The following is a 25747-nucleotide window of genomic DNA, read 5'->3' on the forward strand; positions in this document are numbered from 1 at the left end:
AATAAGTGTGGTGCGGCAAACGCCCGCAGACACCGACAGGGTCAGCCCGGCAGCTCGACCACCCACGGATGCCGCGGCGATGCGGCCGGGTCCCATCGCTCGAGAACGTCGGCCGCAGCACGGCAGCCGCGCAGCCCCAGCGAGTTCCCGATCCGGCCCATGACCTCGGGCACGCTCTCGCCGCGTGCCAGACGATCCCGCAGCGTCACCGCGCCATCGCGCTTTGCGAGCCGGGCCCCGGCGAAGTTCACCGCGAGCGGGACGTGCGCATAACCCGGCTCCGGCAGGCCCAGCAGCTGGGCGAGATGCGCTTGGCGTGGAGCCGAGCTGAGCAGATCATCAGCCCGCACCACCTGGTCCACTCTCGCTGCGGCATCATCGACCACCACGGCCAGGTTGTAGGCGACCACGCCGTCGCCGCGCCGCAGCACCAGATCATCGACCGTGCCCGTCACCTCTCCCGCCCAGAGATCGTGGATCTGCCACGACTCCACCTCGGTGCGCAGTCGGAGGGCCGGTGCGCGCCGCAGCTCCCACATCCGCTGTCGTCCCTGCTCGCGCGCGGCGAGGGTGAGGTCACGGCAGGTCCCGGGGTAGGCGCCGGGCGGAGCGTGCGGGGCGCTGGGAGCCTCGAGGATCTCCCGGCGGGTGCAGTAGCACTCGAAGACCTGGCCCTGCGCCTCGAGGCGGCTGATGGCCTCGTCGTACGCCGCCCCCCGCTCGGACTGGCGGACTACTTCCCCGTCCCAGTCCATCCCCAGTGCGGCGAGATCCTCGAGCTGTCGCTGCTCGGAGCCCTCCTTGACCCGGTCCAGGTCCTCGACGCGCAGATGGAAGGCGCGGCCGGTGCGGCGGGCGAGTGCCCAGGCGAGGATCGCGGTGCGCAGGTTCCCCAGGTGCAGGTCACCGCTGGGGGAGGGGGCGTAGCGGCCCGCGCCGGGCGGGTTCGGGGCGGCAGACATGCCGGCCAGTCTAGGAAGCGGGACGCACGAGCAGCACATCGCCCACCCGCCTGCCGGGCACGGGGCGCGCAGCTGCCGCGGGGCGGAAGCCGAGACGGGCCGCGAGGGTGCGCGAGGTGAGGTTGCGGGAGGCGGTCACCGCGATCACTTCGCGACCGCCCGGTCCGCGGTGCGGATCGGTGAGCACGGCGCGCATCGCCTCGCTGGCCACGCCTCGGCCGGTCATTCCGGGATCCAGTCGCCAGTAGGCGCTCAGCAGCTCGGAGTCGTCGGCTCGCAGAGCGGTGATACCCACGACGCCGAGCAGGCCTGCCGGCAGTTCCTCGGCCCCGCCATCGGCACCCTGTGGGCCGCCGCGCGGCGACTCGCACCGGGCGTCGGGCTCCGCCGCAGCCCGTGCCCGCACCGTGAAGTACCCCAGCCCGTCCCGCTCCCACGCGCTGCACCACTGCGCGAGCACCTGCCGCATCTGGGCGAGCTGCGTGAGCGGGGCGGTGGTGTCCTCGGCGAAGGCGCGGGGATCGGAGTGCAGCGTGAACAGCTCCTCGAGATCCTCCGCGCGCACCGGTGCCAGGCGCAGGCGGGTGGTGACGATCCCGGAGATGACGACAGCGCGGCGGTCACCGTCCGGGGACGGGACCGCCGCGCTGTGGTTCACGGACTGCTCCGTGAGGCGCTCACTCGTGAAGCACCGAGGCGCGGACTCAGGAGTCGCCGCGGTGGTTGCCACGCTTCTCGTCGTCGGCTGAGGAGGCGTCCGGATCGGAATCGACCTTGACCTCCTTGGGCTCCACGTCGGAGGAGCGGTCCTCACCCTTCAGGGCCGAGGCGACGTCACCGGCATCGGCCGAGCCGACGGTGTCGGAGACGGTCGAGGAGTCGGACTCATTCGCGGCGGACGCCGGGTAGTGCGCACGGGCGAAGTCGGCGGGCGGGGCCCACGGATCCTCGACCGGACGGGTCTTCTGCCACACGACGTAGCCGGCGGCGGCACCCGCGGCGGTCAGGCCCAGGATGAGCAGCACCTTGCCGGCACGGCTCTTCTTGGGCTGCGGCGTCGGCTCGAGGACGGCCGAGCGGATGCTGCCCTGGCCCTTGTCGAGCTCCTTGCGGGCGGCGTCGACGGCGGCCTTCAGGACGGTGCCGGTGGTCTCGGCGGTCTTGCGAGCGCGCGGGATGTAGTCGTCCTGCACGTCGTGACGGATCTTGTCCGCACGCGGGCCGAGGTTCTGCGAGAACTTCTCCGACTGGTCGCGGAGCTTGTCCGACTGCTCGCGCAGCTTCTGCTGGGCCTCGGGTGCGTAGTGGTCGTACAGCTCGGTCGCACGGGTGCGAGCCTCGCGAGCGCCCTCGGACACCACGGGACCCACCTGTGCGGCGAGCTTCTGCAGCTCCTCGACGGCCTTCTGGGCGTTCTGGCTGGTCGCACTCGCGGCATCAGCCGTCTTCGCGGCGTGCTTCTTAGCCTTCTTGGCTTCCCGCTTGGTGGTCAGCGCCATGGGGTTCCCCTTTCGGTCGAATCCGTCGGGTCGGGCCGACGGTGGTCCCTGGGCCCGGACAGTCGGAAGACCGTCACGAACCCGTGTGGCACAACTCTAACGCGAGCGAGTCTGCACGCTCACAGCAGATGTGAAGAACCAGAGGTGCGCGGTGCCCGTCCAGTCGGTCGGTCAGGCGTCCCATGTGGGAGGATGTCGCCATGTTTGCAACTCTTCACACCAACCATGGCGACATCCGCATGGAGCTGTTCCCGAACCATGCCCCCAAGACCGTCGAGAACTTCGTGGGCCTCGCTGAGGGCACCCGCGAGTTCTCCGACCCGGAGACCGGCGAGAAGGTCACCCGTCCGTTCTACGACGGCGTCATCTTCCACCGCATCATCTCCGGCTTCATGCTGCAGGGCGGCGACCCGCTGGGCACCGGCACCGGCGGCCCCGGCTACAACTTCGATGACGAGATCTCGGAGAAGAACTTCAACGAGCCCTACGTGCTCGCGATGGCCAACGCCGGCAAGCGCCGCAACGCGCTGACCGGCAAGCCCTCCGGCACCAACGGTTCGCAGTTCTTCATCACCGTCGGCCCCACCCCGCACCTGCAGGGCAAGCACACCGTCTTCGGACAGGTCGCCGACGAGGACTCCAAGAAGGTCGTCGACGCGATCGAGGGCGTCAAGACCGATATGCGCGATCGTCCCCTCGAGGACGTCGTCATCACCTCGGTGACCATCGAGAAGTGATCTGATGGGCGCTCTGAAGCGCTCGCTCCTCCTGGACGCCGTCGGCGTCGTCGCAGTCCTGGCCCTTGCCGGATGCGGCGGCGACGGCGGCGTCTCTGATCCGGCGGGGGAGGGCAGCGGCGGGCAGTGGGACGCGACGCTGGGCGGCCACGCCGTCGAGCTCGAGGACGCCGACGTGGTCTGCGAGGCGGCCGAGGACAGCATGCATCTGCGGATCGGGGACATCGACCCCAGGAATCCCGCTCGCGCCACCGGCATCCACGCGATCGTCGGCACCTCGGACACGCCGGAAGGGGAGCCCGAGGTGCGGCTCGTGAACTTCTCGCTGCCCGATGGCCGGACTCTGCTGTATTCCCCGGCCGATGCCGAGCGCCCCGGCGTGCCGGGCAGCGGCGTGGAGGTCGAGGGTGAGATCTACACGATCCAGGGTGCCGGCACCCTGCACGACCCCGAGCGCCAGGACAACACTGCGGCGTTCACCATCTCTGTGACCTGCGCCTGAGCCGTCGCTGTGAGACCCCGGCACTCGGCGCCCGGCACCCGGCGCCTTGGCAGCCGGCCGCCAGCTCAGCCGAAGGTCAGCGTCGCGGTGAGCGTCTCCTCGACCTGCTCGAACTCCTCATTCAGCACCTGGCCGAACCGAGGCATGATCTCCAGGGTCGCCGCCTCCAGCGCTACCGGGATGGTGAAGGTCGCGATGAAGTCTCCCAGCGACCCGAACATCGTGGACTGGTCCTGCGCAGGGCGCAGATCCGTGCCGTCGGGCAGCACGAGGCGCACCTCGGTGAGGTCTTTGACGTTCGAGGAGCTGTCGCGCTGCCAGCTCAGTGGGATCACCAGGTGGATCTCGTCCTCGGAAGCCCAGCCGAGGTTTCCTCCGTAGTCGAGGCCGGCGTTGACGTAGGGGGTCAGATACGCCTCGTCGACGGTTCCGCGCAGCGTCATGAAGTCCTGGCCGAAGCCGTCCGGGACCTGGGTGTCCAGGGTGACGGACCCGCTGATCTGCACCTCGAGCCCCCGCTCGTACATTCGGGGTGCAGGGGTGGACACGATGGTGCCATCGATCAGGGAGATCTCCTGGCTGCCGCCTTTGATCGTGGCGCGGATCGCGGCGGCCGACGGGGCAGGTGACGCGTCCACGATCGCCAGCACGATGCCGCTGCGCTCCGTATCCCCCCTGCTCACCCGGTCCATCCGGATGGAGTCGTTCCCCTCATGGGTGACGCGCAGCTCCGTGGACGTCCCTGTCGGTTCGGGCTTCCACGAGGAATCGGTCGACTCCCAGGAGGCCAGCAGGAACTTCTTCAGCTCCCCGGGCAGCAGCGTGGTGGCCGGAGGTGCGTCGCCGTACGGATCCGCGCCGTCGGCCGTCGGCGGCTCCTCACCGGTCAGTGCGGTGTACTGCTCGGCCGTGAGGCTGTCGAGCAGGGCGGTGGCTGTCACGGTGACCTGCGCAAAGGGGTGAAGCAGCGTCGCGGAGTCCTTCAGGCGGGTCATCAGTCCGCCAGCGGTGACCTCGTTCATCACCTCGACCGCAGTGAGGTCCAGGGTGGCTAAGGTTGCGGGGTCCGCGGCGAGCTCAGCGCCCGCTTCGCCCTCGACATCCTCTACGCCCTCGGCCGCGGCCGACGGCGCCTCGTCCTCCTCTCCGAAGGGGAGCAGCTTCTCTCCGGAGGGGAGCAGCCCGCAGCCGGCCAGCAGCAGCGCGGGCCCTGCGAGCAGTACGCCGCGACGTGCCAGGGCGTCGGGGCGAGGGGTGGTGAGGGGCAGGCGTCGGGGCGTCATGGGGCGCTTTCTTCAGTGGTGGGGTCCCAGCCCAGAGTACCTTTTTCGCGTCGGCGGAGGTTCCTCGTCGGCGGAGCGTCCTTCCCTGATGCACGCGCCTCCTCGGCGCGGAGCTCAGGCGATGACTGCTCCGAGCGCGGCGCCGATGCCGTAGGTGACCACGATCGCGAGCAGGCCACCGGCAATGGTGCGGAGCGTGGCGCGGCCGGCAGTGGCCTGGCCGAGGCGGGCGCTGACCACGCCGAGCACCGCGAGCGAGATGACCACCGCGAGCATCGTCACCGGCAGCCGCAGCACGGCGGGGGAGGCGAGGATCGCCAGCAGCGGGATCAGGCCGCCGATCGCGAAGGAGACCAGGGAGGTGATTGCGGCGCCCCAGGGCGAGACCACCGCGCCATCCTCGACATTGTGTCGGAAGCGGGTGTGCGCACCGAGCGCATCGTGCCGTTCCAGGGACTCCGCGACGGAGCCCACCACGTCCCGGGGGATCCCCGTCTCGGTGAGGGCCTGGACCAGATGGCGGTGCTCCCGCTCCGGCTGGGCGGCGAGATCGGCGCGGGTGCGAGCGATCAGCGCGCGATCGGTGTCGCGCTGCGTGGAGACGGAGACGTACTCGCCCATCGCCATCGACAGTGCGCCGGCGATCAGGGCCGCGAGCCCGGCGACCAGCAGCCAGCGGGTGTCGGTGGTGGCGCCGGCGACACCCACCGCGAGCCCGGCGACGGAGACGATGCCGTCGTTCGCACCGAGCACCCCGGCGCGCAGCCGGTTCACGTGCTCGGAGCGAGCGGTCCGCTGCTGCTCGTGGTCGGACGGGGTGCGGGCGGTGCCGGTGGGAGCATCGGCACGGCGGGTGCCGAGGACGCCAGCAGAGGTGTCAGGACGGTCGGCGGTGACCGCTCCCGCGCGTGGCTGTGGCTGTGGCTGGGGTCGCGGTGGAGTGTGCGAAGGGGTGGTGGGCGAAGGCGAGTCGACGAGGGTCATAACCGCACTCTAGTTGTTTGGACTCAGTCCAGACAAGGAAGGTGAGGCTACGCTGACCTGCAGGAATGTAAGGCTTAGCTAAGTCAGACAGGCAAGCCCGTCGACCCGTAAATCGCCGACGGGGCCCGCAGGTCTCCCTGCAGGCCCCGTCGGCCACGATGCTGTCGCCACGACCGGCCTCAGCACCCGGGCGCGGCGCGCGGCTGCGGTCCCCGGTCGTGACGCCAGCCCTGTCCTCGGTCCCGCTGTCCGCTCTGCAGCGCGGCGGCCGGGCGCGTGGGCCACCACATGCGATCACCGATCAGGGCGAACAGGGCCGGCACCAGCACGGTGCGCACCAGCAGGGTGTCCAGCAGCACGCCGAGGCCCACGATCAGGCCCAGCTGACCGAGCACCACCAGGGGAAGCACCCCGAGTGCCGCGAACACGGCGGCGAGCACCACGCCCGCGCTGGTGATGACCACCCCGGTGGAGCCGACGGCCCGCACCATGCCCTGCGTGGTGCCATGCGTCGCAGCCTCCAGCCGGGCGCGGTGGACCAGGAAGATCGTGTAGTCCACGCCCAGCGCCACCAGGAACAGGAAGGCCAGCAGCGGCACGGTCACATCCAGCGCCGGGATGTCCAGCAGCAACCGGCCGGCCCACAGGCCCAGCCCGATCGCTGCGACGGCGCTGGCGACGTTCACGGTCAGCAGCACCAGGGGGGCGACGACCGCACGCAGCAGCACGATCAGCACCAGCAGCACGACGGCGAGGATCATTGGGGCCACCACCAGCAGGTCACGGGTGGAATCGGCGCGCACGTCCATGGCGCTCGCCGTGGTCCCGCCCACCAGGGCGTCGGCCCCGGCCAGGGAGTGCAGCGCATCGCGCAGGCCGGCTGCCTCCTCGACCGCCGCAGGGGACTCCGGCTGCGCGGTGCCGACGGCGGAGAGCACTGCCCAGCCGTCCGGTGTGGTGCCGGTGAGCGAGACGCGGTCGATGCCGGGCACGGACTCGGCAGCAGAGATCGCCGCCTCCACAGAGCCACCCATGGCCTCGCGCACCACGATCTGGTGCGGGGCGCTCTCGCCCGCGCCGTAGTGCTCCGCCATCGCGGCGAAGCCGGTGGAGGATTCGTTCGCGGAGGCGAACTGCTCATCCTGCGAGAGGCCCACCCGGGTGCCGATCAGGCCGGTGGCCAGCACTGCCAGCAGTACCACGGAGACCACGGCGGCGACCGCAGGAAGACGGGTGACGGTGCGGGCGACCTTCGCGAACGGCCCGTGCTCGGCATCGTCACGACGGACGGCCGTGCGTCGTGCGCTCTGAGTGCCCTCTGCGCCCTCGGGCTTCGGGACGAAGGGCCAGAACACCTTTCGGCCCACGACCGCCAGCAGCGCGGTGAGCGGGAAGAGCACGGCGACCAGGGCGATGAGCAGGCCCGCCGCTGCGGCGATGCCCAGCCCGCGGGTGGCGGGCATGACGGCGGCCAGCAGGGTCATCAGCGCCAGCACCACGGTGATGTTCGAGGCGATGATCGCCGGGGCTGTGCGGACCCAGGCGGTGGCGAGGGCGGCGCGGTGATCGGTATGGCTGTGCAGCTCCTCGCGGTAGCGGGAGATCAGCAGCAGGGCGTAGTTGGTGCCCGCGCCGAACACGAGCACGCTGATCACGCCGGTGTCGAAGGCGAGGGAGAACTGCTCGCCGAGGGTGCTGGTCACGGCGCCGGCGGCACCGTCGGCCAGCGCCACCACCGCGAGCGGCACCAGCCACAGCACAGGAGAGCGGTAGGTGAGCAGGAGCAGCACGGCGACCACGGCGATGGTCACCGCGAGCAGCGTGAAGTTCGCACCGGCGAAGGCGCCGCGGATGTCGGAGCCGACGGCGGGGCCGCCGGTGACCGACACGGTCAGCTCAGCGGGGACGGAGTCGTCGGCCGCGGCGCGGAGGTCCCCGATCATCGCGTCGATCGTCTCCTTGTCGGCCTGGGAGTCGACGGTCGTCATGACCAGGTCCGCCTCACCGTCCTCGGCCGGCATGGGCCCGATCGCCTCGCGTCCGGAGACCTCGGCGAGGTCGGTGCGCAGGGTCTCGACGGCGGCGGCGTCCTCGGTGGTCAGGGCCGTGCCGTCAGCCCGGGTGACCACGGCGAACACCGGCTGGTAGCGGCTGCCCTCCATGGTCTCGGCGATCGCCGCGGCGCGCGAGGACTCGGAGCTCTCCGGCAGCGCGTCCATCCCCGCGGCCGGACCGGCGCCGCGCATCCCGCCCATCACGGCCAGCAGCAGCACCACGAAGACGGCGAGCACCGCCCAGGCGGAACGACGACCGGTCAGCAGGGAGGAGATCCGGGCGGCGACGCGGCCACCGCGGCCGGCGGGTGCGCCGGATACAGCTGCGGAGTCGGCTGCGGCCGCCGGAACGGTCGGGGCAGGGTCGCCGACCCGATGCCGGTGCGGGAATGAGGTGGGAGCGGGCACTGAGGTTCCTTCGAGAAAAGACCGCTGGTGGCGGCCATGTGATGGTCCCGGGTGGGTTGCTCTCCACGCTATGGAGCATGCCGCGCGGGGGGATCAACCATTCGATGGATCCCCGGCTCCACCCGGCAGCGGCCGTTACGCTCGCGCTATGACGCAGCGACACCTCGCCGGAGCCCGGATCCTCGCCCAGGGCCTGGTCGGATCTCTTCGCTGGGAGGGTCCCGTGGAGGTGGCCCGCGACTTCGGCGCCCACCAGGGCCAGGACCTCGCCGGGGTGATCGCTTCCCTCGCCCTGCGCACCGACGGCGACCTCGCCGGGGTGCTCGCCGCCTTCGACCGGGGCGAGATCGTGCGCGGCTATCCGATGCGCGGCACCGTCTTCGCCGTCGCCGCCGATTCCCTGGCCTGGCTCACCGAGCTCTGCGCGGCCGGCCCTCTGCGAGCGGCGATCTCCCGCCGCGGGCAGCTCGAGCTCGAGGAGCACCACCTCGAACGGGCCCAGGCGGCGCTCGAGGAGATCGCCGAGGAGCATTCCACGCCGGGCATCGGTCGCGGGGTGCTGCGCAGGGAGCTGCTGGAAGCGTGGGAGGCTGCTGGGATCAGCACCGGCCAGGGGCGCGGCTATCACCTGCTCAGCGAGCTGATCTCCTTCGGGATCGCGGCCTATGGGCCCTGGCGGGAGGGGGAGACGGCTGTGGTGCTCGCGAGGTCCTGGCTGCCTGCGGGCACCGACCTGGAGGGAGCCTTCAACGGCGAGGAGGCAGCTGCCGTCGCCGAGCTCGCCCGGCGCTACTTCCTCACCCACGGGCCCGCGGGGGAGCGGGACTTCGCGTGGTGGTCGAAGCTGCCGCTGGGGAAGATCCGCGCAGCGATGCCGTTGCTCGGCGAGCATCTCGAGAGCGGGTACGCGGACCGGGACGGGCGCCTGCACGCCACATCCGACGGCGCCCGCGGGGGCGACGGCGAGACGCTGTGGTGGCGTCCGGGCCTGGCCGAGGAGTACGCCGCTGCGGAGAAGGAGACCATGCGGGAGCTGCTGCTGCCCGGCTTCGACGAGCTCGTGCTCGGCTACCGCGACCGCCTCTTCCTCATGGACCAGGAGCGTCACCACGCCCTGGTGCCCGGCAACAACGGGGTGTTCAAGCGAGCTGCCGTGCGCCGCGGCGAGGTGGTGGGCGTCTGGTCCCGCAAGGGAGCGGCCGGGAAGCGGAAGCTCGTCCTGGACGAGCAGCGACCCCTCAGCGACCCACAGCGCGGCCGCTTCGAGAAGCTCTTCGCCGCCTTCCCCTACACGACTGCCTGACCGCCGGGCTGGCCGAGACGGGATCGTGAGCGGTTCACTCGGCCGCACTCCAGGTGGGCGTGATGGAATGGCCCCCATGGAACGACCCAGCTACGGCTACAGCGCCGAGGACACTCCGGACCCGCAGGCCCAGCCGGTCTGTCCCCGCCACCCCGACCGGGTGAGCTACGTGCGCTGCAAGCGCTGCGAGCGCCCGGCCTGCCCGGACTGCCAGCGACCCACCCCGGTGGGCGTGCTCTGCGTGGACTGCGAGCGCGAGCTGTCCCGCCAGCAGGCCTCGACCCGCCCCCGCAACGCGATGGGCGGAGGCATGGGGAACCGGCCCCCGTACGTCACCTACACGCTGATCGGCCTGAACGTGCTGGTCTACCTCGGGCAGATGCTCGCCCCGCAGATCGTGGAGCAGCTGGGGATCTTCGCCCCCTTCCGCGCGGTCTTCATGCCGTGGACCTTCTTCACCGCGGGCTTCCTGCACGGCGGCATCCTGCACCTGGCGCTGAACATGTACGCGCTGTGGATCGTGGGACAGTACCTCGAGCGGACCCTCGGCCTCGTCCGCTTCTCCGCGGTCTACCTGGTCTCGGTGCTCGGCGGGCACACCGCCGTCTACCTGCTCGCCGACCCGCTCGGGCAGGCCTGGTACACCGGCACCCTCGGGGCCAGCGGCGGCGTGTTCGGCCTGTTCGCGGCGATGTTCATCGTCAACCGCCGGATGGGCCGGCAATCGGCGCAGATCCTGGTGCTGATCGCCCTGAACCTCGTCATCACCTTCACCATCCCCAACATCTCCTGGCAGGGGCACCTGGGCGGTCTGGTGCTCGGCGCCGCGGTCACCGCAGGAATGTTCGCGCTGCGCCCCAAGGCGACGCCCGGAGCGGACCGCCAGGCTCTGGCCCGCCATTCCGCGCTGGTGCACTCGGCAGTGGTCGCTGCCGCGACGGTGCTGTGCGTGGTGCTGATCGTCGTGAAGACGCTGACGGTGATGTCGCTCTGAGGTGAAGCGCCCGGCAGGGGCACGGAGCTGAGGACGACGACGGGCTGGAGCGGCGAAGGAGCTGCTCCGGCCGTTTCGCATGTGCGCTCGGACCCGTTGACCCGCTGACCCGTCAGCCCCATCAGCCCCATCAGCCCCATCAGCTCCGTCGGCCCGTCATCCCCGTCAGGCCCGTCGGTCGGTCGGCCCGTCATCCCCGTCGGCCCCGGCAACCTGCCGACTCCGGCGGCGCCGGTGCTTCGATCCGGACAGCATCGCTCGATCGAGACGCAGTATCACGGATCAAGCCGTCGCGAGACTCCGTCGATGAACTACAGCAGTGTGGTTTTCCCCAGATGTGGACGGAGTTGGGGATAACTCTTCGGACGACTGGGGATTACTGGAGCTGGCTGTGGATAACCGTGCTTCGGGTGTGGACGGACGGTGGGGACAGCGCAGGATCGTCCAGACTTTCCCACATGGTGGCCGTCGCCGCCAAGAGCCTGCAGCCTGCAGAAACGTCTCTTGAGGCGAAGAGAGTGTGTCATCCCATATTTCCTGCTGACTCCGTGACCTGCAGGAATGGTGGGAAATCTGCGCTGTGCGGGAGCTCCTCGAACGCGAGGGTGAAGGGCGTTCCCGAGTCCCTCGGCGCGACGCGACACGCCCGGCACGTCTCGCGTACCTGCGGAACTACATGTCTGTCATTCGTCCACGCCTGTGGAAAACGTTGTGGATAACCCTTTGGGGAGGACGCAGCGGAGGCCTTTTCCCACAGTCGCTCGGGCCTGTCACGGAGTTGTGCACACTCCAGGCACGGGTTTGCTCCCCAGTCTCCGCCTGCCTTGACAGGCCGTCGGGTTCAGTGCTCGGCGCCGCCCGTGAGGCGGTCGTCGACATCCGTACGCAGTGCGACCCCGACCATCCGTGTGAGTGCCCGCGCCGTGCTGGGAGCGTCGAGCACATCGACTGCCGGGACATGGATGAAGCCGCCTCGGGTCTCTGCAAGCTCCGGGTCGGTCGCGAGCAGATGCTGGAGCGCGTAGAAGACGTCATTGCACACGTAGGTGCCGGCCGTCTGCGAGACCGATCCCGGGATGCCGGCGGTCGCGAGGGCCGCGACAAGCGCCTTGATCGGCAGTGTGGAGAAGTACCCGACCGGTCCTCCTGCCACCACCGGCTCGTCCACCGGGCTCGCTCCGGCGTTGTCCGGGATCCGGGCATCGCGCACGTTGACCGCGACCCGTTCCGGGGTGATGCCGCTGCGCCCCGCGGCGAGGCCGACGGCGATCGCCAGCGACGGGCGATGCTCGCGCACCGCCGCGGCGAGCAGCTCGCCCGCGCGGCCGAACTCGACCGGGAGCTCGAGGGTCTCCACCGTGAGGCCGCTCGAGCGCAGCTGCGGTGCGGCCAGGCGCACCGCTTCCCAGGACTCGTTCACCGCCGCACCGCCGAAGGGGGCGAAACCGGTCAGCAGCGCATCGATGGTCATGGGGACAGCCTAGGGAGCCTACGGAGTACGGAGTACGGGGTACGGGGTACGGGGTACGGGGTGCGGGTGCGAGTGCGGAGGCTGCTGACGAAAAGTCGGAGGCCAGCTCGCTGCGGGGCCCCTATCCTGTGCCGATGACGGACTTCCCGGACTTCCCCGATCTCACGGCCCTCCATCCGCCCTTCGGCCTCGTGCTGCGCGCCGGCGATCTCACCCTGCGCCCGCTCGCCGATGCGGACCTGCCGGAATACGCCGCACTGCTGCGTCGGCCGATCTTCGAGGATCCGAACTCGCTGGCGATGTTCTGGTGGTACCAGGAGCAGCCCGAGGTGCGTGTGCGGAACGCGCTGAGCTTCCAGTGGCGGCTGCGCAGCGGCATCTCGCCCGAGGGCTGGACCCTGCCGCTCGGGATCTGGGCCGGTGGCCGACTGATCGGCTGCCAGGACGTCTCGGCGGTGCGCTTCGCCGAGCGGCGCACCGTCACCTCCGGCTCCTGGCTCACGCTCGATGCCCACGGCAATGGCTACGGCACGCTGATGCGCCAGGCGATGCTGGTCCTCGCCTTCGACCACCTCGGGGCGACGCGCGCGGAGTCCTCCGCCGCGGTCGGGAACGACGCCTCCTTCGGCGTCTCCCGCGCCTGCGGGTACGTCGACAACGGCACCCAGATGTCCACCCTCCCCGGCCGGGTCGTGCTCGAGCAGCGGTTCCTGGTGACTCCCGAGTCCTTCCGTCGACCGAGCGTGCCGGTTCAGGTCGAGGGCGTGGGCGAGCCGCTGCGGGCGATGCTCGGGGCGTGAGGTCGCGGCGGCCATCCTCGGGGACGGCGACCGCGACTCACGAAGCTCACATCGAGTCCTGCCACGCCTGGTAGAGCGCGGCGAAGCGGCCGCCCGCGGCGACCAGCTCGGTCGGGGAGCCGTCCTCGACGACCTCACCGCCGTGCACCACCAGCACCCGGTCCGCGATCATCACGGTGGTCAGGCGGTGGGCGATGATCAGCGAGGTGCGATGCCCGAGCAGCTTCGTCAGCCCCTCCTGCACCATCCGCTCCGAGGGGATGTCCAGCGAGCTGGTGGCCTCATCGAGGATCAGCACCCGCGGATCGGCGAGGAAGGCGCGGGCGAAGGAGATCAGCTGCCGCTGCCCGGCGCTGACGCGGCCACCGCGCTTGTTCACGTCGGTGTCGTAGCCGTAGGGGAGGGACTCGATGAAGGAGTCCGCGCCGATCGCCCGGGCGGCCGCCTCGATCTCCTCCCGGCTCGCGCCGGGCTTGCCGAGCGCGATGTTGTCCGCGACGGTGCCGGAGAACAGGTACGCCTCTTGGGTGACCATCACGATGTTACGGGTCAGATCCGCCATGGAGATGTCCCGCAGGTCCACCCCGTCCAGGCGCACGCTGCCGTCGGTCGCGTCGTAGAAGCGGGAGATGAGCTTCGCGACGGTGGACTTGCCGGCGCCGGTCTGGCCCACCAGGGCGACCGTCTGCCCAGCGGGGATGTGCAGGTCCATCGGCTGCAGGACCAGCGGGCCATCCTCGCTGTACCGGAAGGAGACGTCCTCGAAGTCCACCTGGCCGCTCGCGGCGAGCAGCGGGGTGGGGGTCTCGGACTCCTTCACGTGGGGCTGCACCGCGAGGAGGTTCGCGATCTTCTCGAGCGCGGCCACCGCAGACTGGAAGGCGTTGTAGAAGTTCGCGATCTCGTCCACCGGCTGGAAGAAGCGCCGTGAGTACAGCACCAGCGCCACCAGCACACCCACCTGCAGATCGTCGGACATCACCCGGAATCCACCCACCACCAGCACCGCGGCGATGGTCACATTGGCGAGCACGCGCAGGGCGGGCTGGTAGATGCCGAACACGTTGATCGAGCGCATCGAGGCGTCACGGTAGTCCTGGGCGAGGGTGTCGAACTCAGCCTGGTTGCGCTCCTCCTTGCGGAAGGCCTTGACGGCGCGAATCCCGGCCATCGCCTCGACGAAGTGCACGATCAGCCGCGCCGAATGGGTGCGGATCGCCCGGTACTCGATGCGGGAGCGCTTCTGGAACCAGATCGTCAGCAGCACGCAGGGGATCAGCATCAGCAGCATCACTAGGCCGGTCACCGGGTCCATGGTCACGATCAGCACGATCGTGAACACCATCGACAACGAGGCGCCCACCATGACGTTCACGCCGGAGTCGAGCAGCTCGCGCAGCGCCTCCATGTCGGAGGTCTGGCGGGAGACGATCCGGCCCGAGGTGTAGGACTCGTGGAACTCGAGGTCCTGCTTCTGGGTGAAGCGGAAGACCTTCCGGCGCAGCGCGAGCAGCATCTTCTGGCCGACGACGACGGACTGGCGCACGTACCCGTAGGTGAGCACGCCGCCCACGATCGCGGCGCCGACGGCCAGCGCCGCGGCCTGGAACGCGGGGCCGGAGTCCCCGGCCACCAGGGATGGCAGGCCGTGGTCGATGCCCCAGGCGATGATCGCTGGGCCGGCCACCACGGCGAGCTGCGCGAAGACGACCATGATGGCCATCCCCACGAACTGGCCCTTGACGGGGGAGATCAGCTCGCCGAGCAGGGCGAAGGAGCGCTTCCGCGAAGCGGTGTTCTCGGCGTCGTTGAAGGTCTGGTGCTCGGGGTCGTTCTGGTCCGGGCGCTGGTTCTTCATTGCGGGGGCGCTCATCGGCCCTCCTCCTGGATCGCGCGGAGCTCGAGCTCGCCGGTGAGGGTCTCGATGTCCTGGTCGCGGCGGCGTTCCTCGGCCTGGTTGGCGATCACCCAGCGGTAGCGGGCGGAAGTGGCCATCAGCTCGTGATGGGTGCCGACGGCGACCACCCGGCCGCCGTCGAGCAGGGCGACCCTGTCCGCAAGGGCCACGGTCGAGCTGCGGTGGGCGACGATCAGCGTGGTGGTTCCGCTGAGCACCTCTCGCAGGCGCTCGGTGACGGTCTCCTCCGTCTTGGTGTCCAGAGCGGAGAGCGGATCATCCAGCAGCAGCACGGCGGGGCGGGCGGCGATCGCACGGGCCAGGGCCAGGCGCTGGCGCTGGCCGCCGGAGAGGCTCATGCCCTCTTCGCCGATGCGGGTGTCCACGCCCTCGGGCAGCTCGTACGCATAGGTGGCATCCGCGGTGCGCAGAGCGAGGTGGAGCAGGTCCTCGGCCTGTTCTGCGGTGAGCGACTGATCTGCGCCGAGCAGCACGTTCTCGCGCACCGAGTCGGAGAACAGGGTGGCGTCCTCGAAGGCGACTGCGGTGAGGGTGCGCAGGCTGATCAGGTCCAGCTCGCGGATGTCGATGCCGTCGATCGTGATCGCGCCGGCGGTCACGTCGTACAGGCGCGGCACCAGCTGCAGCAGGGTGGATTTGCCGCTGCCGGTCACGCCCACCAGTGCCATGGTCTCGCCCGGGCGGATCTCGAGGTCCACTCCGTTGATCACGTCGGGCATGTGGTCCGGGGCGTCCTCGTAACGGAAGTGGACGCCCTCGAAGCGCACCGCGCCGGTGGCGGCGGCGGGATCGAGGCGCTGCGGAGAGGCAGGGGAGGTGATGGCCTCGGCGGAGTCCATCACCTCGTAGTGGCGGTCCAGGGCGGTGGTCGCGTTGACTGCCTGGCCCAGCAGCATGCCGAGCATCCGCACCGGACCCACCACCAGGGTGGCGGTCGCGAAATAGGAGGCCAGCTGGCCGGTGGAGATCGACCCCGAGGCCGTCAGGTGCAGGCCCACCAGCAGGGCCACGCCGAGGGCGAGCTCCGGCAGCATGAACATGAACATGTCGAAGCGGGCGATAGCGGTCGCCTTGCGCACCTCGGTGCGGCGCAGCTCCTCGGCCTGCTCGGTGAAGCCCTCGAGGGCCGTCGGCCCGCGGCCGAAGGCCTTGAGCACCCGGATGCCCTGCACGGACTGCTCGATGGTGGTGGCGAGGTCACCGTTCTGATCCTGCGAGAGGCGGGAGAGGACGGAGTAGGAGCGGTTGAAGCGATAGGCGATCACCGTCACCGGCACCGCGGCGCAGAAGAAGATCAGCGCGAGGATCGCGGAGGAGCGCACCAGCAGGCCCATGCCCACCACGACGGTGACCATGCTGGTCACGGCCATGATCATGCCGAAGGCGATCCAGCGGCGGATCTGGTTGATGTCGCTCAGCATGCGCGAGAGCAGCTGGCCGGAGCCCCACCCGTCATGGAAGGTGACCGGCAGGTTCTGGACCTTGCGGTAGAAGTCCACCCGGATCTGCTTCTCGACGGTGGTCGAGGGGGCGACCGCGAAGGTGCGGCGCATCCAGATCAGGGAGGCTTCGACGATGCCGAGGGCCAGCACGATCGCGCCACCGGTCCAGATGACGACGGAGGTCGCGTCGGAGTCGAGCCGATTGACGATGTACTCGAGGACCTGAGGGATCATGAGCGCCACGATTGACGCGGTCATGGCGCTGAGCAGGCCGAGATAGAGGCGGAAGCGGATCGGACGGACCGTCTGCCAGAGACGGCGCATGGTGCCGAGCATGGGGGGAGAGAACCTCGGGGGGATCGGGCGGCCCGACGTTCGGACCGGAGGCTTAGCTTAGTCAACTATCTCAACGATGGAAACCTGTTAAGCGCATTCCTCTGAAGCGCGACCGGAGCCGTGACCGATTCCGTTCCCGCATCGCGAGCCTCCCCTCAGCTCTCCCAGCCCTCATGCTGAGTCGGGCATCAGCTCTCCCGCCCGCGCCCGGAGTTGCCCAGAAGCTCTCCCGCCCGCGCCCGGAGCCGGGCATCCCCTCAGCTCTCCCCGCCCGCGCCCGGAGCCGGGCATCCCCTCTCAGCTGTCGCCACGAGGGTGGTCGGACGACAGCTCAGAGGGGATGGATGCACGAGCGGTGAGCCATCCCCTCTGAACTGTCGCTCGCGGGGCGGCGCAACGACAGTTGGGAGGGGATCGGCGGGGCGGGGGAAGCTTGGGCTTGGGCTTGGGCTTGGGCTTGGGCTTGGGCTTGGGCTTGGGCTTGGGCTTGGACTCGAGCTCAGGCGTCGGCGTCGGGCTCGGCGGGGAGCCATCCGCTGTACGCGGCGTCGGAGAGCAGTGCGGCGGCGCCGGCGGCTGCGGCGGTGACGGTGAGCACCGCCGGCCACGGGCCGATCTTCTTGGCCAGCGGGTGGGAGAGCCCGAAGCCGACCACGTAGGTCGCGCCGAGCACGGCGGTGGTGGCGGGGCCGCGACGGGCCAGCCAGCTGCGGCCCGCGTAGAGCCCGGCGGCGGCGAGCACCACGCCGCCGAGCGGCCGGATGCCGGTCTCGCGGGCGGTCAGCCAGCCTCCGACCAGCCCGAGGGCGACGACGGGGGCGGTGTTCACGGACTCGGCGGGCTTGATCGCGATGCTCATGGGACGAGCCTACGACGGAGGGGTGCGTGGCCGCGGAGGCGCTGCTTCGGGGTGGGGTGAGGCGGTCGCCTACTTCCGTCGAGACGACAGCGCGAACCCGCCCACACCGGCAACGATCGTGGGGGCCGCGAGCAAGGTGATCCCCGTCGACCGCGCGCTCCGGAACGACTCGCAGGACTGCCCGATCAGGAGCTCATTGCCGCTCCCCGTGGGGCCGCTGACCGCTCCGGCCTCTTCGCCGTCCACGGTATCGATGACGTCGTAGATGACGTGGGAGTTCAATCCTTCGGCCACAGATCCACACTTGATCTCCGCGATCACCGCCGTGAAATGCTCCGAATCGATGCGTTCCTCCAGCATGACCCGTGTCGTGCCTCCCGTGACGAACAGGGCCAGCGCCCACCCGAACAGGACGAACGACACGACGAGCAGGAGTATGCGACCGGCGATGATCATGTCCGAATCGTAGGTTACGGGCAGGCCGACGGTTCACCGTCCGGTGTGTCCGGCCCGTCATCGACGGGGTAGCGGCCCCATATCACCGCACCACGGCGATGCCGTGTGCGGGCACCACGCCGGGTGCCGCCGGGCCGACGCCGTCGAGCATGTCCGCGCCGCTGACCACCTCGAGCACCTCGCCTGGCGCGGGTCGGTCCTCGTCCCCGAGATTCAGCACCAGGGTGAGTGGCGAGGGCGGCACCCCGTCAGCGCTGTCCCCCTCCCCGGGCGTGAGCACGATCTGCACCCAGGTGTTCTCGAGCGAGTCCTCCTCCACGCGCACCGACGCGGTCACGAGCCATGGCTCCCGGCGGCGCAGCGAGAACAGCCGGCGATGCACCTCCAGGATGCGCTCCGCGGCGTCGGGCTTCAGCAGAGTGAGGTGGTGGGGCCCGCCCGGGGCGCTGTCCGCGGCGGCGGCCGCGGCGACCACCTCCTCAGGGCTGCCGGGGAACCAGGGCCGGATCGCGTCATCCCCTCCCACCCGCTCCTCCTTGATGCCGGTGGCGCCGAACTCATCCCCGGCGTAGATCGTCGGGATCCCGGGCAGCAGCGCCAGCAGCGCGAAGGCTGCGGCGAGGTCTCGCCCGTCGGTGAGCTGGGAGGCGATGCGGGTGGTGTCGTGGTTGCCCACGAAGGTCTGCGGATGCGCCCCGCCCTCGGCCTCCAGGAACTCCTGGTGGCGACCCAGGGCGTGGGCGAGCTCGAACAGGTTGTGATCGCGCAGCCCGGACCAGATCGCCTTCCACAGCTCGTACTGGGTGATCGAATCCGCAGTGGACGCGGCGGCGAAGGCCGGATAGTCGCCGTGGATGACCTCGCCGAGGATCCACGCTTCGGGATGCGCGGCCCGCACCCGTTCGAGGATCGGCGCCCAGGCCTCGGCCCCTGCCGCGTACATCGCGTCCAGCCGCCAGCCGTCGGCCCCGCGATCGAGCCAGAGGCCCATGATCTCCACGACGCGGTCCTGGATGACGGCGTCGGCCAGATCGATCTCGATGAGGTCCGCATTCCCCTCGAAGCCGTAGGGGCTGGTGCCGGACCAGCGGATCCGGGCGCCGTCCTCGGTGCCCGGGCCGGCGGCGATCGCCTGCCGCGCCACCGGGTGACTGTCCGAGACGTGGTTGAACACCCCATCGAGGACCACCCGGACGCCCCGGGCGTGGCAGGCGGTGATCAGGGCGTCGAAATCGTCCTCGTCGCCGAGCCGCGGGTCGAGGCGGCGATGCTCGAGGGTGTCGTAGCCGTGGGAGACGGAGTCGAAGATCGGGTTCAGCAGCAGCACGTTCGCACCGAGGCCCACCAGGTGGTCGAGCCAGCCGTCCAGGCGGCGCAGACGGTGCACCACGTTCTCCCCGTCGGCCCCGCCGTAGCCCTCGCCGCCGAGGTCTGTGCGCACGCGCGGTGCGCCGCAGAAGCCCAGCGGGTAGACCTGCCAGCAGATGGCATCGCGGATCCAGGACGGAGCGGGCACGGTAGTCATGGCGCCATCGTAAGCGGGCCGTCATGGGCGGGAGAGTGTTCAATGGATCCAGCACGTTGCCGGTACCGACCCAGGAGCGATCACCGATGATCCGCATGCGCACTGACTTCTTCTCCGAATCCCTCGGCATGGGCACCTCGATGGTGGTGCTGATGCCGCAGGCCGCAGCCGGTATCGGGATGGAAGGGGCCGACGGTGACGGCTCCGCGGCGGGCGCTGAGCGCGGTGTGCCGGTGCTCTACCTGCTGCACGGGCTGAGCGACGACTGCACGATCTGGGAGCGCCGCACCTCGATCGAGCGCTACGCGACCGAGAAGGGCATCGCCGTGGTGATGCCCGAAGTGCGCCGCTCCTTCTACGCCGACGAAGCGGTGGGGGAGAAGTACTGGACCTTCATCACCGAGGAGCTGCCGCAGCTGATCGCTCGCACCTTCCGCGTCTCCACCGCGCGGGAGGACACCTTCGTGGCGGGCCTGTCGATGGGCGGCTTCGGGGCCTTCAAGCTCGCGCTGAACCATCCGGAGCGGTTCGCGGCCGCGGCGAGCCTGTCCGGTGCGCTGGACCCTGCCTCGCTGAGCCTGGATCTGAACACCGGCCATCTCGCCGAGCGGATCTGGGCCGGACGCGATATCGCCGAGACGCAGGACGATCTGCTGGGCCTGCTCGGCGCCGCCGATCCGGCGGTTCTGCCGGCTCTGTTCCTGGACTGCGGGACCGAGGATCAGCTGTTAGACCACAACCGTCGCTTCCTCTCCGCCGCCGAGGAGCAGGGCGTGGAGCTCAGCTCCCGGCTGCGCCCCGGCGCGCACACCTGGGAGTTCTGGGACCAGGGCATCCAGGACGTGCTCGACTGGCTGCCGCTCCGCAGCTGAGCGACCGGGTCAGCCTGCGGCCAGCGCGATGACCAGCAGTCCGAGGTAGAGCAGCCCTTCCGTGATGAGGTTCGAGCGGCTCGGCGCGGAAAGGGCAGTCGCCTGGCGCCGGGAGGGCTGAGCAGGCGGAGCCTGGGTGAGCAGGCGCCGACAGGCGACGACGACACCGGCGGCGAGCAGCAGCGTCAGCAGCCACGGCACCCACCACAGCGACGCGGGCACGATCCCGATCACGCCGATGATCGCAAGGAGGCTCGCACTGCCGAGCGCCCGCTCGAGGATCCGCCACGGATGCTGGTGGTGGCGGAGCAGGGACACGAGAGAGGTCAGCAGCATCGCGGCCAGGAGCAGTCCCACCAGCAGCGGGAGCAGGCTCATCACAGCGCCACCTGCTTGGTGAGCACGTCCATCGCGAGGGCATCCAGGCTGCGAGAGGTATCGGTGAGCAGCACGATCCCGCGCCCGGTCTCCGGCGTGAACCCCACGAACGAGGCATAGCCCCCGGTCATGCCGTTGTGGAAGGTGTGCCAGGTGCCGTCGCCGAAGTCCTCCTGGAACCAGTTCATGCCGATGTTCTCGGTCTCGTCGACCCTGTGCAGGACCTCCGAGGCGGCGGCCGCGCCGGGCGCCGAACCGTCGAACGTGCCGGCCAGGTAGGTTGCCATGTCCTTCGCGGTGGAGCGGATGCCGCCCGCTGGAGCGCTGCCGTACATCGTCCATGCGGCCTGCGCCAGGCCGTTCTTCCCTCGGCCCCGGGTCGCCGACTCCCTCAGGTGCTCGGGAAGGATCGGGGCGTAGGTGCCGCTCAGCTCCATCGGGTCCAGGATCCGCTCGGTGAGCAGTGAGGCATAGTCGGTCCCGGCCGCGCGGGCCAGCAGCTGGCCCTGGAGGGCGACGCCCAGGTTCGAGTAGGCGAACTCGCCCCGCCCGGTGAGAGCGCTGCCCAGGGCATCATCGATCACCTGTGCGGCATCCCGCCGCGCATACGGGTCCTTGCGCAGGAAGTTCGCGACCATCGAGCCGGGCAGCGCGGCGAGGGCCAGGCGCGGCATCCCCGAGGTGTGGGTGGCGAGCTCGGCGAGGGTGACGCCCGCGATCTCGCTGCCCGCGGCCTCCGCCCCGAGTAGTTCGGCCACGGTCGTCTCCGCGGTGACCTCGCCGCGGGTGATCGCCTCGGCGAGCAGTGCGCCGGCGAAGGTCTTGGAGATCGAGCCGATCTCGAACTCGCTGGTCTCGTCGGCCCCGAAGCCGGCGAAGCGGGGGCTGCCGCTGCCGTCGAGGTAGGCGACGGCGACCCGTCGGTGGCCGCTGAGATGCGGGGCGAGGGCGCTGGTCAGCTGCTGATCTCCGATGGGGTCTCCAAGGCTCGCGGGGCGGGGGTTGGTCAGTGCCCCCAGGCCGACGAGACCGACGACGGCCGGGATCCCTGCCGCGAGGACCGTGCGGCGGGTGACCGGGCCTGAGGGTGCCGATGCAGTGGGTGCCGGAGCGGCGGGGCCGACCGGCTCGGCGGGATCGGCAGGAGCGGTGGTCTCGGGCGCGGGGTCGTGAGGGCTGGCGGGCCGGGGGGAGTTCACGCTCAGCCCCTCTCGAGGGCGATGAGGATGGTCAGCAGGGGGATCACGCGGGGAGTGAGCAGGGCCCAGCTGCCGCGGCGCGGCGAGTGTACCCAGCCGCCTGCCTGCAGAGCGGAGAGGTGGTGGTAGGCGATGCCGGTGGAGCCCAGCTCGAGCTCCTCGACCAGCTGGGCGACGGTGTGCTCGCCGTCCAGCAGCCGACGCAGGATCGCCATCCGCAGGGGATGGCCGAGGGCGCCGACGGATTCCGCATGCTGCTGCCAGTCCGTCTCCAGCAGGTGCTCGGTGGGGCGCGCCCACTGGTACTCCAGATGTCCCGCCCCGACATCGACCGCGCCGGTCAGCAGCACCCCGCCCGGTGCGGGCAGGTGCTCCTTGAGCGAGGCGAGCGCCCAGAACGGATCCTCGGGCGCGCTGTCGCCCGCATCGCTCGCGGTGGTGCTGCGGGGCGGTGATGGAGCGTCGCTGCGTTCGCCCTCGAGCTCGGCGACCCGTGCCTCGAGGGCGGAGAGCCGCTCCAGGAGCTCGGCGGGGGCGGGGGCGACGGGAATGTCGGGCCTCCTTGCGGGTCGGGAACGAGACCCACTATATCCGTAATTACGGAAAAGGAAAGATGCGGTCTCCTGGACGACCCCGCGTGACCCGCGCAGATGCGGGACGATGAACCCAGATAACTACGGGCCGCGCACCGGCGTCGGCCCCCGCCCCAGGGAGAAGCCATGGCCGCTTTCGCCGTTCAGTACACCTACATCGATGACGCCTCGCGCGTCGCGACCTTCCGCCCCGAGCATCGTGAGCACCTCTCCGAGCTGCACCGCGAAGGGACGCTGCTGCTGTCCGGCCCGCTGAGCGGCGAGCCCGGGGCGCTGCTGATCCTCCTCGCGGACTCCGCGGAGGATGCGCTCGCCAAGCTCGACGGCGACCCCTTCAAGCGCGAGCGGGTCATCGCGGACCGCAGCGTGCGCGAGTGGACCGTCGTGATCGGGCAGCTGCCCGGCGCCTGAGTCAGCGCTCGCCGACGTCCCCGCCCTCGGTCCGACGCCGCTGCTCGGCTTCCTGCAGGTCCAGCAGCATCCCGGCGGTTGCGTTCGCGATCGTCTGCTCGCCGAGCAGCACGAGCGGCAGTGCGCCCGTGCCGCCGTGCGCGGTCAGCAGCTCCTGCGCGTGCGGGTCGCGGAACACGTTCACCCAGGCCACGTCCTGGCGGGGGCCGCGGATCGCCGCTTGCAGGCGGGCCGAGAGCGGGTTGCCGGGTGCCCACAGGATGATCGCGGTGCCCGGTCCCTGCGTGCGGGCCTCGGCCAGCGGAACGTGCGGGCCGGAGCGCAGTGGGCTGGTCCAGTACGCCATGAAGACGGAGAACAGCGCGACAGCGATCGCGGCGATCCACTGGTCGGCGAGCAGCAGCAGTACCGCCAGCAGCAGGCCCCCGATGAGCATCAGGCCCGGCCGCACCCAGGTACGTGCCGGGGCACCGCCGGCCGTGCGGGGGCTCAGATCATCACCGCCGTGTCCAGGCGCTCGGTGGTCTCAGCCACCAGCGCATCCCGCAGGGCGCCCACCGCCGGGATCGCGAGCGCGCCGCGACGGTTCAGCAGCCCGATCATCCGGTTGTCGAGGTTCGGGATGGCACGCACCACCAGATCGGCCGACGGTGCCGCCTCGAGGGCGGTCTCCGGCATCAGCGCGACGCCGCCGCCATGCATGATCAGCTGCTGGACCACGATCGTGTCATCGGTGGAGTGGCGCACCTGCGGGGAGAAGCCGGCGCGGCGCGCACTGGAGATCAGGTTCGCCCGGCAGCGCTCGCAGCCCGCGATCCACGGATCCTTCGCCAGGTCGCCGAGGGTGAGGTCCGGATCCTCGGCCCGAGGGTGGTCGCGCGGCAGCACCACCATCACGCGGTCCTCCATCAGCGGGGTCCACTCCAGGGTGCCCTCATCGCCGATGTCGCTGCACGGGTAGCGGAACACCAGCGCGAGATCCAGCTCGCCCTCGCGCAGCGCGACCACCGCATCCGGCGGCTCGAGCTCCGCGAAGGTCACGTCCAGATCCGGAGCGGTCTCGGAGAGCCGCTTCAGCACCGGCGGCAGCAGCATCGCCGCGGCCGACGGGAACGTCCCGAACTTCACCGTCCCGCGCCGCAGCGCCGTGATGTCGGCGAGCTCCTCCTCAGCGGCATGCATCTGCGCGGCGATCGCCTCGGCATGCGCGGCGAGGCGGGTGCCGGCCTCCGTCGGCGTGATGCCGGCGGAGGAGCGCAGCAGCAGCTGGGTGCCCACCTCCTTCTCCAGCGCGGCGAGGTGCTGGGAGACCGCGGGCTGGGTCCAGCCCAGCTCGCGGGCGCCGGCACCGATCGAGCCGTTGCGCACCACAGTGCGGAAGATGAGCAGGCGACGTGGATCCATGACCCCATCCTAGGCGCGGGTGGCAAGCCTGGCTTATGGGTTCGGGCACAGCGCTCCTTCTGGGGGTCGGGCACTCTACGACTCGGCTGGTCAGGTGCAGCGGGATGTAGCGAGCCGTAGGAAACGTGCCCCGAAGCGGAATCTGCGGCACGTTTCCTACGGCTCGGTGGGGTGGAGGACTCAGGTTCTCCCGCAGCATCGAGCTGCTATATGCGGTGAGGCGAGCTACTTGGCCTGCTCGTCCACCGGCTGCGCGGTCGCCGATTCGTCACTCGCCTCGGGGTCTTCGCGACGGACGGCTTCGCGGAACGCGCGGGCGCCTTCCGAGAAGCGACCGGCTCCGGAGCGGACGCGACCCGCGGTGTCGCCACCGAACTGGATCGCTGCGCCGGCGCCGTCAACGCCGGTTCTGACGACCTTGTCGCGCACCTCTCCGGCTGCCGTCCGCCATCGCTTCGCATCTGTGGAGTCGTGGCCGTCCTCGATCTCCAGGGCCGTCTGGAAGTCGAGCACTCGGCCCACGACGAGATTGCTGGAGGTGACCGCCGCGCGAGCCGGCCGCGGGGACAGGAGGACCTTGGCGTTGGCCCGACGGATGGTGGTGTTCATGCGCTCGAGCAGCTCCTCCGTCGTGCGGTGGATCAGCGCGAGGCGCTTTGCCCGTGCCGCGCGGAGTCCGAGGCGGTGGCGGTCGAGATCCTCCGGCGCGCTGTCGAGGACTCGATCGAGCTCGAGGACCGCCAGAGCATCCTGCAGCTGGACGCAGCGCGCAAGCACGGCGAGCCACTCGCGCACGGTGGACTCGGCGGCCTTCGCCTTCGTGGCGAGGTCCGCGACACTCGCCTTCTCGACCTTCTCCGCCTGCGCATCGATCTGCCGCAGTGCATAGGCCTCGGTGGTGGCGAGGGTGAGTGCAGAATTCTGGATCTTGGACCAGGTCACCTCCGAGACGCGGCCCACCTCGTCGCGAACCGTCATGGCTTCCTCGATCATGAGGTCGACGCCGATCATGTCCGAGAACACCGAATCCTTCTGCGCACGCAGGATGTCGTCGATCTTCTCGTCGATGACGGCGAGGTACTCGCCGATCTCCTCGATCGCCTCCTGCATCGCCATCTGCGACATGACCGCTCCGGCGGCGGCGAGGGCGGCGGGGTTGAGCAGGGATGCCGGCCCCGCAACGAACTGCAGGTTCTTGGCGAACTGGCCGCTCGACGCGCGGAGGGTGGCGTGGAGGTTCCCGGTGGAGGCGTTCTTGACGAGCGGCAGAGCCTTCGACGCGGCGAAGGATTCCGACGTGAGCTTCATCCAGCGGCCCGAGTTCGCCGCGACCCCAGCCCCGGCGTTCAGCATGCCT

General features: G+C 70.4%; 25 protein-coding genes. 7 read left to right on the forward strand and 18 right to left on the reverse strand.

Going from position 1 to position 25747, the window contains the following annotated elements; translation table 11 throughout:
- Positions 1-41 precede the first annotated feature (41 nt).
- The 3 genes from gluQRS to ACT3T9_RS10675 are packed head-to-tail and all read right to left on the reverse strand — an operon-like array spanning position 42 to position 2461.
- Positions 42-962: a tRNA glutamyl-Q(34) synthetase GluQRS gene (gene gluQRS / locus ACT3T9_RS10665; protein WP_441444628.1), complete on the reverse strand. Its 921-nt coding sequence runs from the start codon at positions 960-962 to the stop codon at positions 42-44.
- 10 nt (positions 963-972) lie between these two features.
- Positions 973-1620, reverse strand: coding sequence for a GNAT family N-acetyltransferase (locus ACT3T9_RS10670; RefSeq protein ID WP_441444627.1), 648 nt, complete (start codon positions 1618-1620; stop codon positions 973-975).
- Positions 1621-1666: 46 nt separating this feature from the next.
- Positions 1667-2461 (reverse strand): hypothetical protein, encoded by a 795-nt coding sequence (locus tag ACT3T9_RS10675; RefSeq protein ID WP_444606582.1) that lies wholly within the window; start codon positions 2459-2461, stop codon positions 1667-1669.
- A 200-nt stretch (positions 2462-2661) separates the two neighbouring features.
- Here ACT3T9_RS10675 and ACT3T9_RS10680 point away from each other — a divergent pair, with 200 nt between their 5' ends.
- Together ACT3T9_RS10680 and ACT3T9_RS10685 are read left to right on the forward strand one after the other, a co-directional pair.
- Entirely contained in the window at positions 2662-3198 is a 537-nt protein-coding gene (locus ACT3T9_RS10680) for a peptidylprolyl isomerase (RefSeq protein ID WP_444606583.1), read from the forward strand.
- Positions 3199-3202: 4 nt separating this feature from the next.
- Entirely contained in the window at positions 3203-3700 is a 498-nt protein-coding gene (locus tag ACT3T9_RS10685; protein WP_444606584.1) for a lipoprotein LpqH, read from the forward strand.
- Between the two features lie 65 nt (positions 3701-3765).
- On the opposite strand, the gene ACT3T9_RS10690 is transcribed toward ACT3T9_RS10685, so the two are convergent.
- The 3 genes from ACT3T9_RS10690 to ACT3T9_RS10700 form a co-directional block, all read right to left on the reverse strand.
- A complete protein-coding gene (locus tag ACT3T9_RS10690; protein ID WP_444606585.1) occupies positions 3766-4983 on the reverse strand; it encodes a hypothetical protein in 1218 nt (405 codons plus the stop codon).
- Between the two features lie 114 nt (positions 4984-5097).
- The gene (locus ACT3T9_RS10695) at positions 5098-5967 is read right to left on the reverse strand and encodes a VIT1/CCC1 transporter family protein (protein ID WP_444606586.1); all 870 of its coding nucleotides are present in this window, start codon (positions 5965-5967) and stop codon (positions 5098-5100) included.
- A gap of 179 nt (positions 5968-6146) precedes the next feature.
- Positions 6147-8429, reverse strand: coding sequence for an MMPL family transporter (locus tag ACT3T9_RS10700; RefSeq protein ID WP_444606587.1), 2283 nt, complete (start codon positions 8427-8429; stop codon positions 6147-6149).
- A 148-nt stretch (positions 8430-8577) separates the two neighbouring features.
- On the opposite strand from ACT3T9_RS10700, the gene ACT3T9_RS10705 reads away from it, so the two are divergent.
- Together ACT3T9_RS10705 and ACT3T9_RS10710 are read left to right on the forward strand one after the other, a co-directional pair.
- Complete coding sequence (locus tag ACT3T9_RS10705; RefSeq protein WP_444606588.1) at positions 8578-9732, forward strand: DNA glycosylase AlkZ-like family protein; 1155 nt, start codon at positions 8578-8580, stop codon at positions 9730-9732.
- A 76-nt stretch (positions 9733-9808) separates the two neighbouring features.
- Entirely contained in the window at positions 9809-10726 is a 918-nt protein-coding gene (locus ACT3T9_RS10710) for a rhomboid family intramembrane serine protease (protein WP_444606589.1), read from the forward strand.
- An 841-nt stretch (positions 10727-11567) separates the two neighbouring features.
- Here ACT3T9_RS10710 and ACT3T9_RS10715 read toward each other — a convergent pair.
- Positions 11568-12197, reverse strand: a complete 630-nt coding sequence (locus ACT3T9_RS10715; RefSeq protein ID WP_345076161.1) for a pyroglutamyl-peptidase I — start codon at positions 12195-12197, stop codon at positions 11568-11570.
- A gap of 134 nt (positions 12198-12331) precedes the next feature.
- Between ACT3T9_RS10715 and ACT3T9_RS10720 the strand changes: the two genes are divergently transcribed.
- Entirely contained in the window at positions 12332-12997 is a 666-nt protein-coding gene (locus ACT3T9_RS10720; RefSeq protein WP_444606590.1) for a GNAT family N-acetyltransferase, read from the forward strand.
- Positions 12998-13043: 46 nt separating this feature from the next.
- On the opposite strand, the gene ACT3T9_RS10725 is transcribed toward ACT3T9_RS10720, so the two are convergent.
- The 5 genes from ACT3T9_RS10725 to ACT3T9_RS10745 all read right to left on the reverse strand — a co-directional run bounded on the left by ACT3T9_RS10725 (position 13044) and on the right by ACT3T9_RS10745 (position 19533).
- Positions 13044-14870, reverse strand: a complete 1827-nt coding sequence (locus ACT3T9_RS10725) for an ABC transporter ATP-binding protein (protein ID WP_425548330.1) — start codon at positions 14868-14870, stop codon at positions 13044-13046.
- Positions 14867-16693 carry an ABC transporter ATP-binding protein gene (locus ACT3T9_RS10730; protein WP_444606591.1) on the reverse strand — a complete coding sequence of 609 codons (1827 nt, stop codon included), beginning with the start codon at positions 16691-16693 and terminating at the stop codon, positions 14867-14869. The genes ACT3T9_RS10725 and ACT3T9_RS10730 overlap by 4 nt, the downstream gene beginning before the upstream one ends.
- A gap of 499 nt (positions 16694-17192) precedes the next feature.
- On the reverse strand, positions 17193-17552 hold the full coding sequence (locus ACT3T9_RS10735) for a hypothetical protein (protein ID WP_442332123.1): 360 nt from the start codon (positions 17550-17552) through the stop codon (positions 17193-17195).
- Positions 17553-17621: 69 nt separating this feature from the next.
- The gene (locus ACT3T9_RS10740) at positions 17622-18008 is read right to left on the reverse strand and encodes a hypothetical protein (protein WP_345076165.1); all 387 of its coding nucleotides are present in this window, start codon (positions 18006-18008) and stop codon (positions 17622-17624) included.
- Positions 18009-18090: 82 nt separating this feature from the next.
- Entirely contained in the window at positions 18091-19533 is a 1443-nt protein-coding gene (locus ACT3T9_RS10745; protein ID WP_345076166.1) for an alpha-amylase family glycosyl hydrolase, read from the reverse strand.
- Positions 19534-19619: 86 nt separating this feature from the next.
- On the opposite strand from ACT3T9_RS10745, the gene ACT3T9_RS10750 reads away from it, so the two are divergent.
- On the forward strand, positions 19620-20405 hold the full coding sequence (locus ACT3T9_RS10750) for an alpha/beta hydrolase (protein ID WP_444502376.1): 786 nt from the start codon (positions 19620-19622) through the stop codon (positions 20403-20405).
- A 9-nt stretch (positions 20406-20414) separates the two neighbouring features.
- On the opposite strand, the gene ACT3T9_RS10755 is transcribed toward ACT3T9_RS10750, so the two are convergent.
- From ACT3T9_RS10755 to ACT3T9_RS10765, 3 genes are read right to left on the reverse strand one after another with little or no spacing between them, the layout of a single operon-like run.
- Entirely contained in the window at positions 20415-20783 is a 369-nt protein-coding gene (locus ACT3T9_RS10755; RefSeq protein ID WP_442332126.1) for a hypothetical protein, read from the reverse strand.
- Complete coding sequence (locus tag ACT3T9_RS10760; protein WP_441446279.1) at positions 20783-21982, reverse strand: serine hydrolase domain-containing protein; 1200 nt, start codon at positions 21980-21982, stop codon at positions 20783-20785. Before ACT3T9_RS10760 ends, ACT3T9_RS10755 begins: the two co-directional genes overlap by 1 nt.
- A 2-nt stretch (positions 21983-21984) precedes the next feature.
- Complete coding sequence (locus ACT3T9_RS10765; RefSeq protein ID WP_345076170.1) at positions 21985-22332, reverse strand: ArsR/SmtB family transcription factor; 348 nt, start codon at positions 22330-22332, stop codon at positions 21985-21987.
- Between the two features lie 369 nt (positions 22333-22701).
- Between ACT3T9_RS10765 and ACT3T9_RS10770 the strand changes: the two genes are divergently transcribed.
- The gene (locus tag ACT3T9_RS10770; RefSeq protein ID WP_345076171.1) at positions 22702-22986 is read left to right on the forward strand and encodes a YciI family protein; all 285 of its coding nucleotides are present in this window, start codon (positions 22702-22704) and stop codon (positions 22984-22986) included.
- Between the two features lies 1 nt (position 22987).
- Here the strand turns inward: ACT3T9_RS10770 and ACT3T9_RS10775 are convergent, their stop codons facing one another.
- The 3 genes from ACT3T9_RS10775 to ACT3T9_RS10785 form a co-directional block, all read right to left on the reverse strand.
- Positions 22988-23422: a hypothetical protein gene (locus ACT3T9_RS10775; RefSeq protein WP_441446278.1), complete on the reverse strand. Its 435-nt coding sequence runs from the start codon at positions 23420-23422 to the stop codon at positions 22988-22990.
- Positions 23423-23475: 53 nt separating this feature from the next.
- The gene (locus ACT3T9_RS10780; protein ID WP_444606592.1) at positions 23476-24390 is read right to left on the reverse strand and encodes a LysR family transcriptional regulator; all 915 of its coding nucleotides are present in this window, start codon (positions 24388-24390) and stop codon (positions 23476-23478) included.
- A gap of 225 nt (positions 24391-24615) precedes the next feature.
- A partial coding sequence (locus ACT3T9_RS10785) for a hypothetical protein (RefSeq protein ID WP_444606593.1) occupies positions 24616-25747 on the reverse strand: 1132 nt, incomplete at its 5' end.

This window comes from Brachybacterium sp. AOP29-B2-41, assembly GCF_052378395.1.
Taxonomy (GTDB): domain Bacteria; phylum Actinomycetota; class Actinomycetes; order Actinomycetales; family Dermabacteraceae; genus Brachybacterium.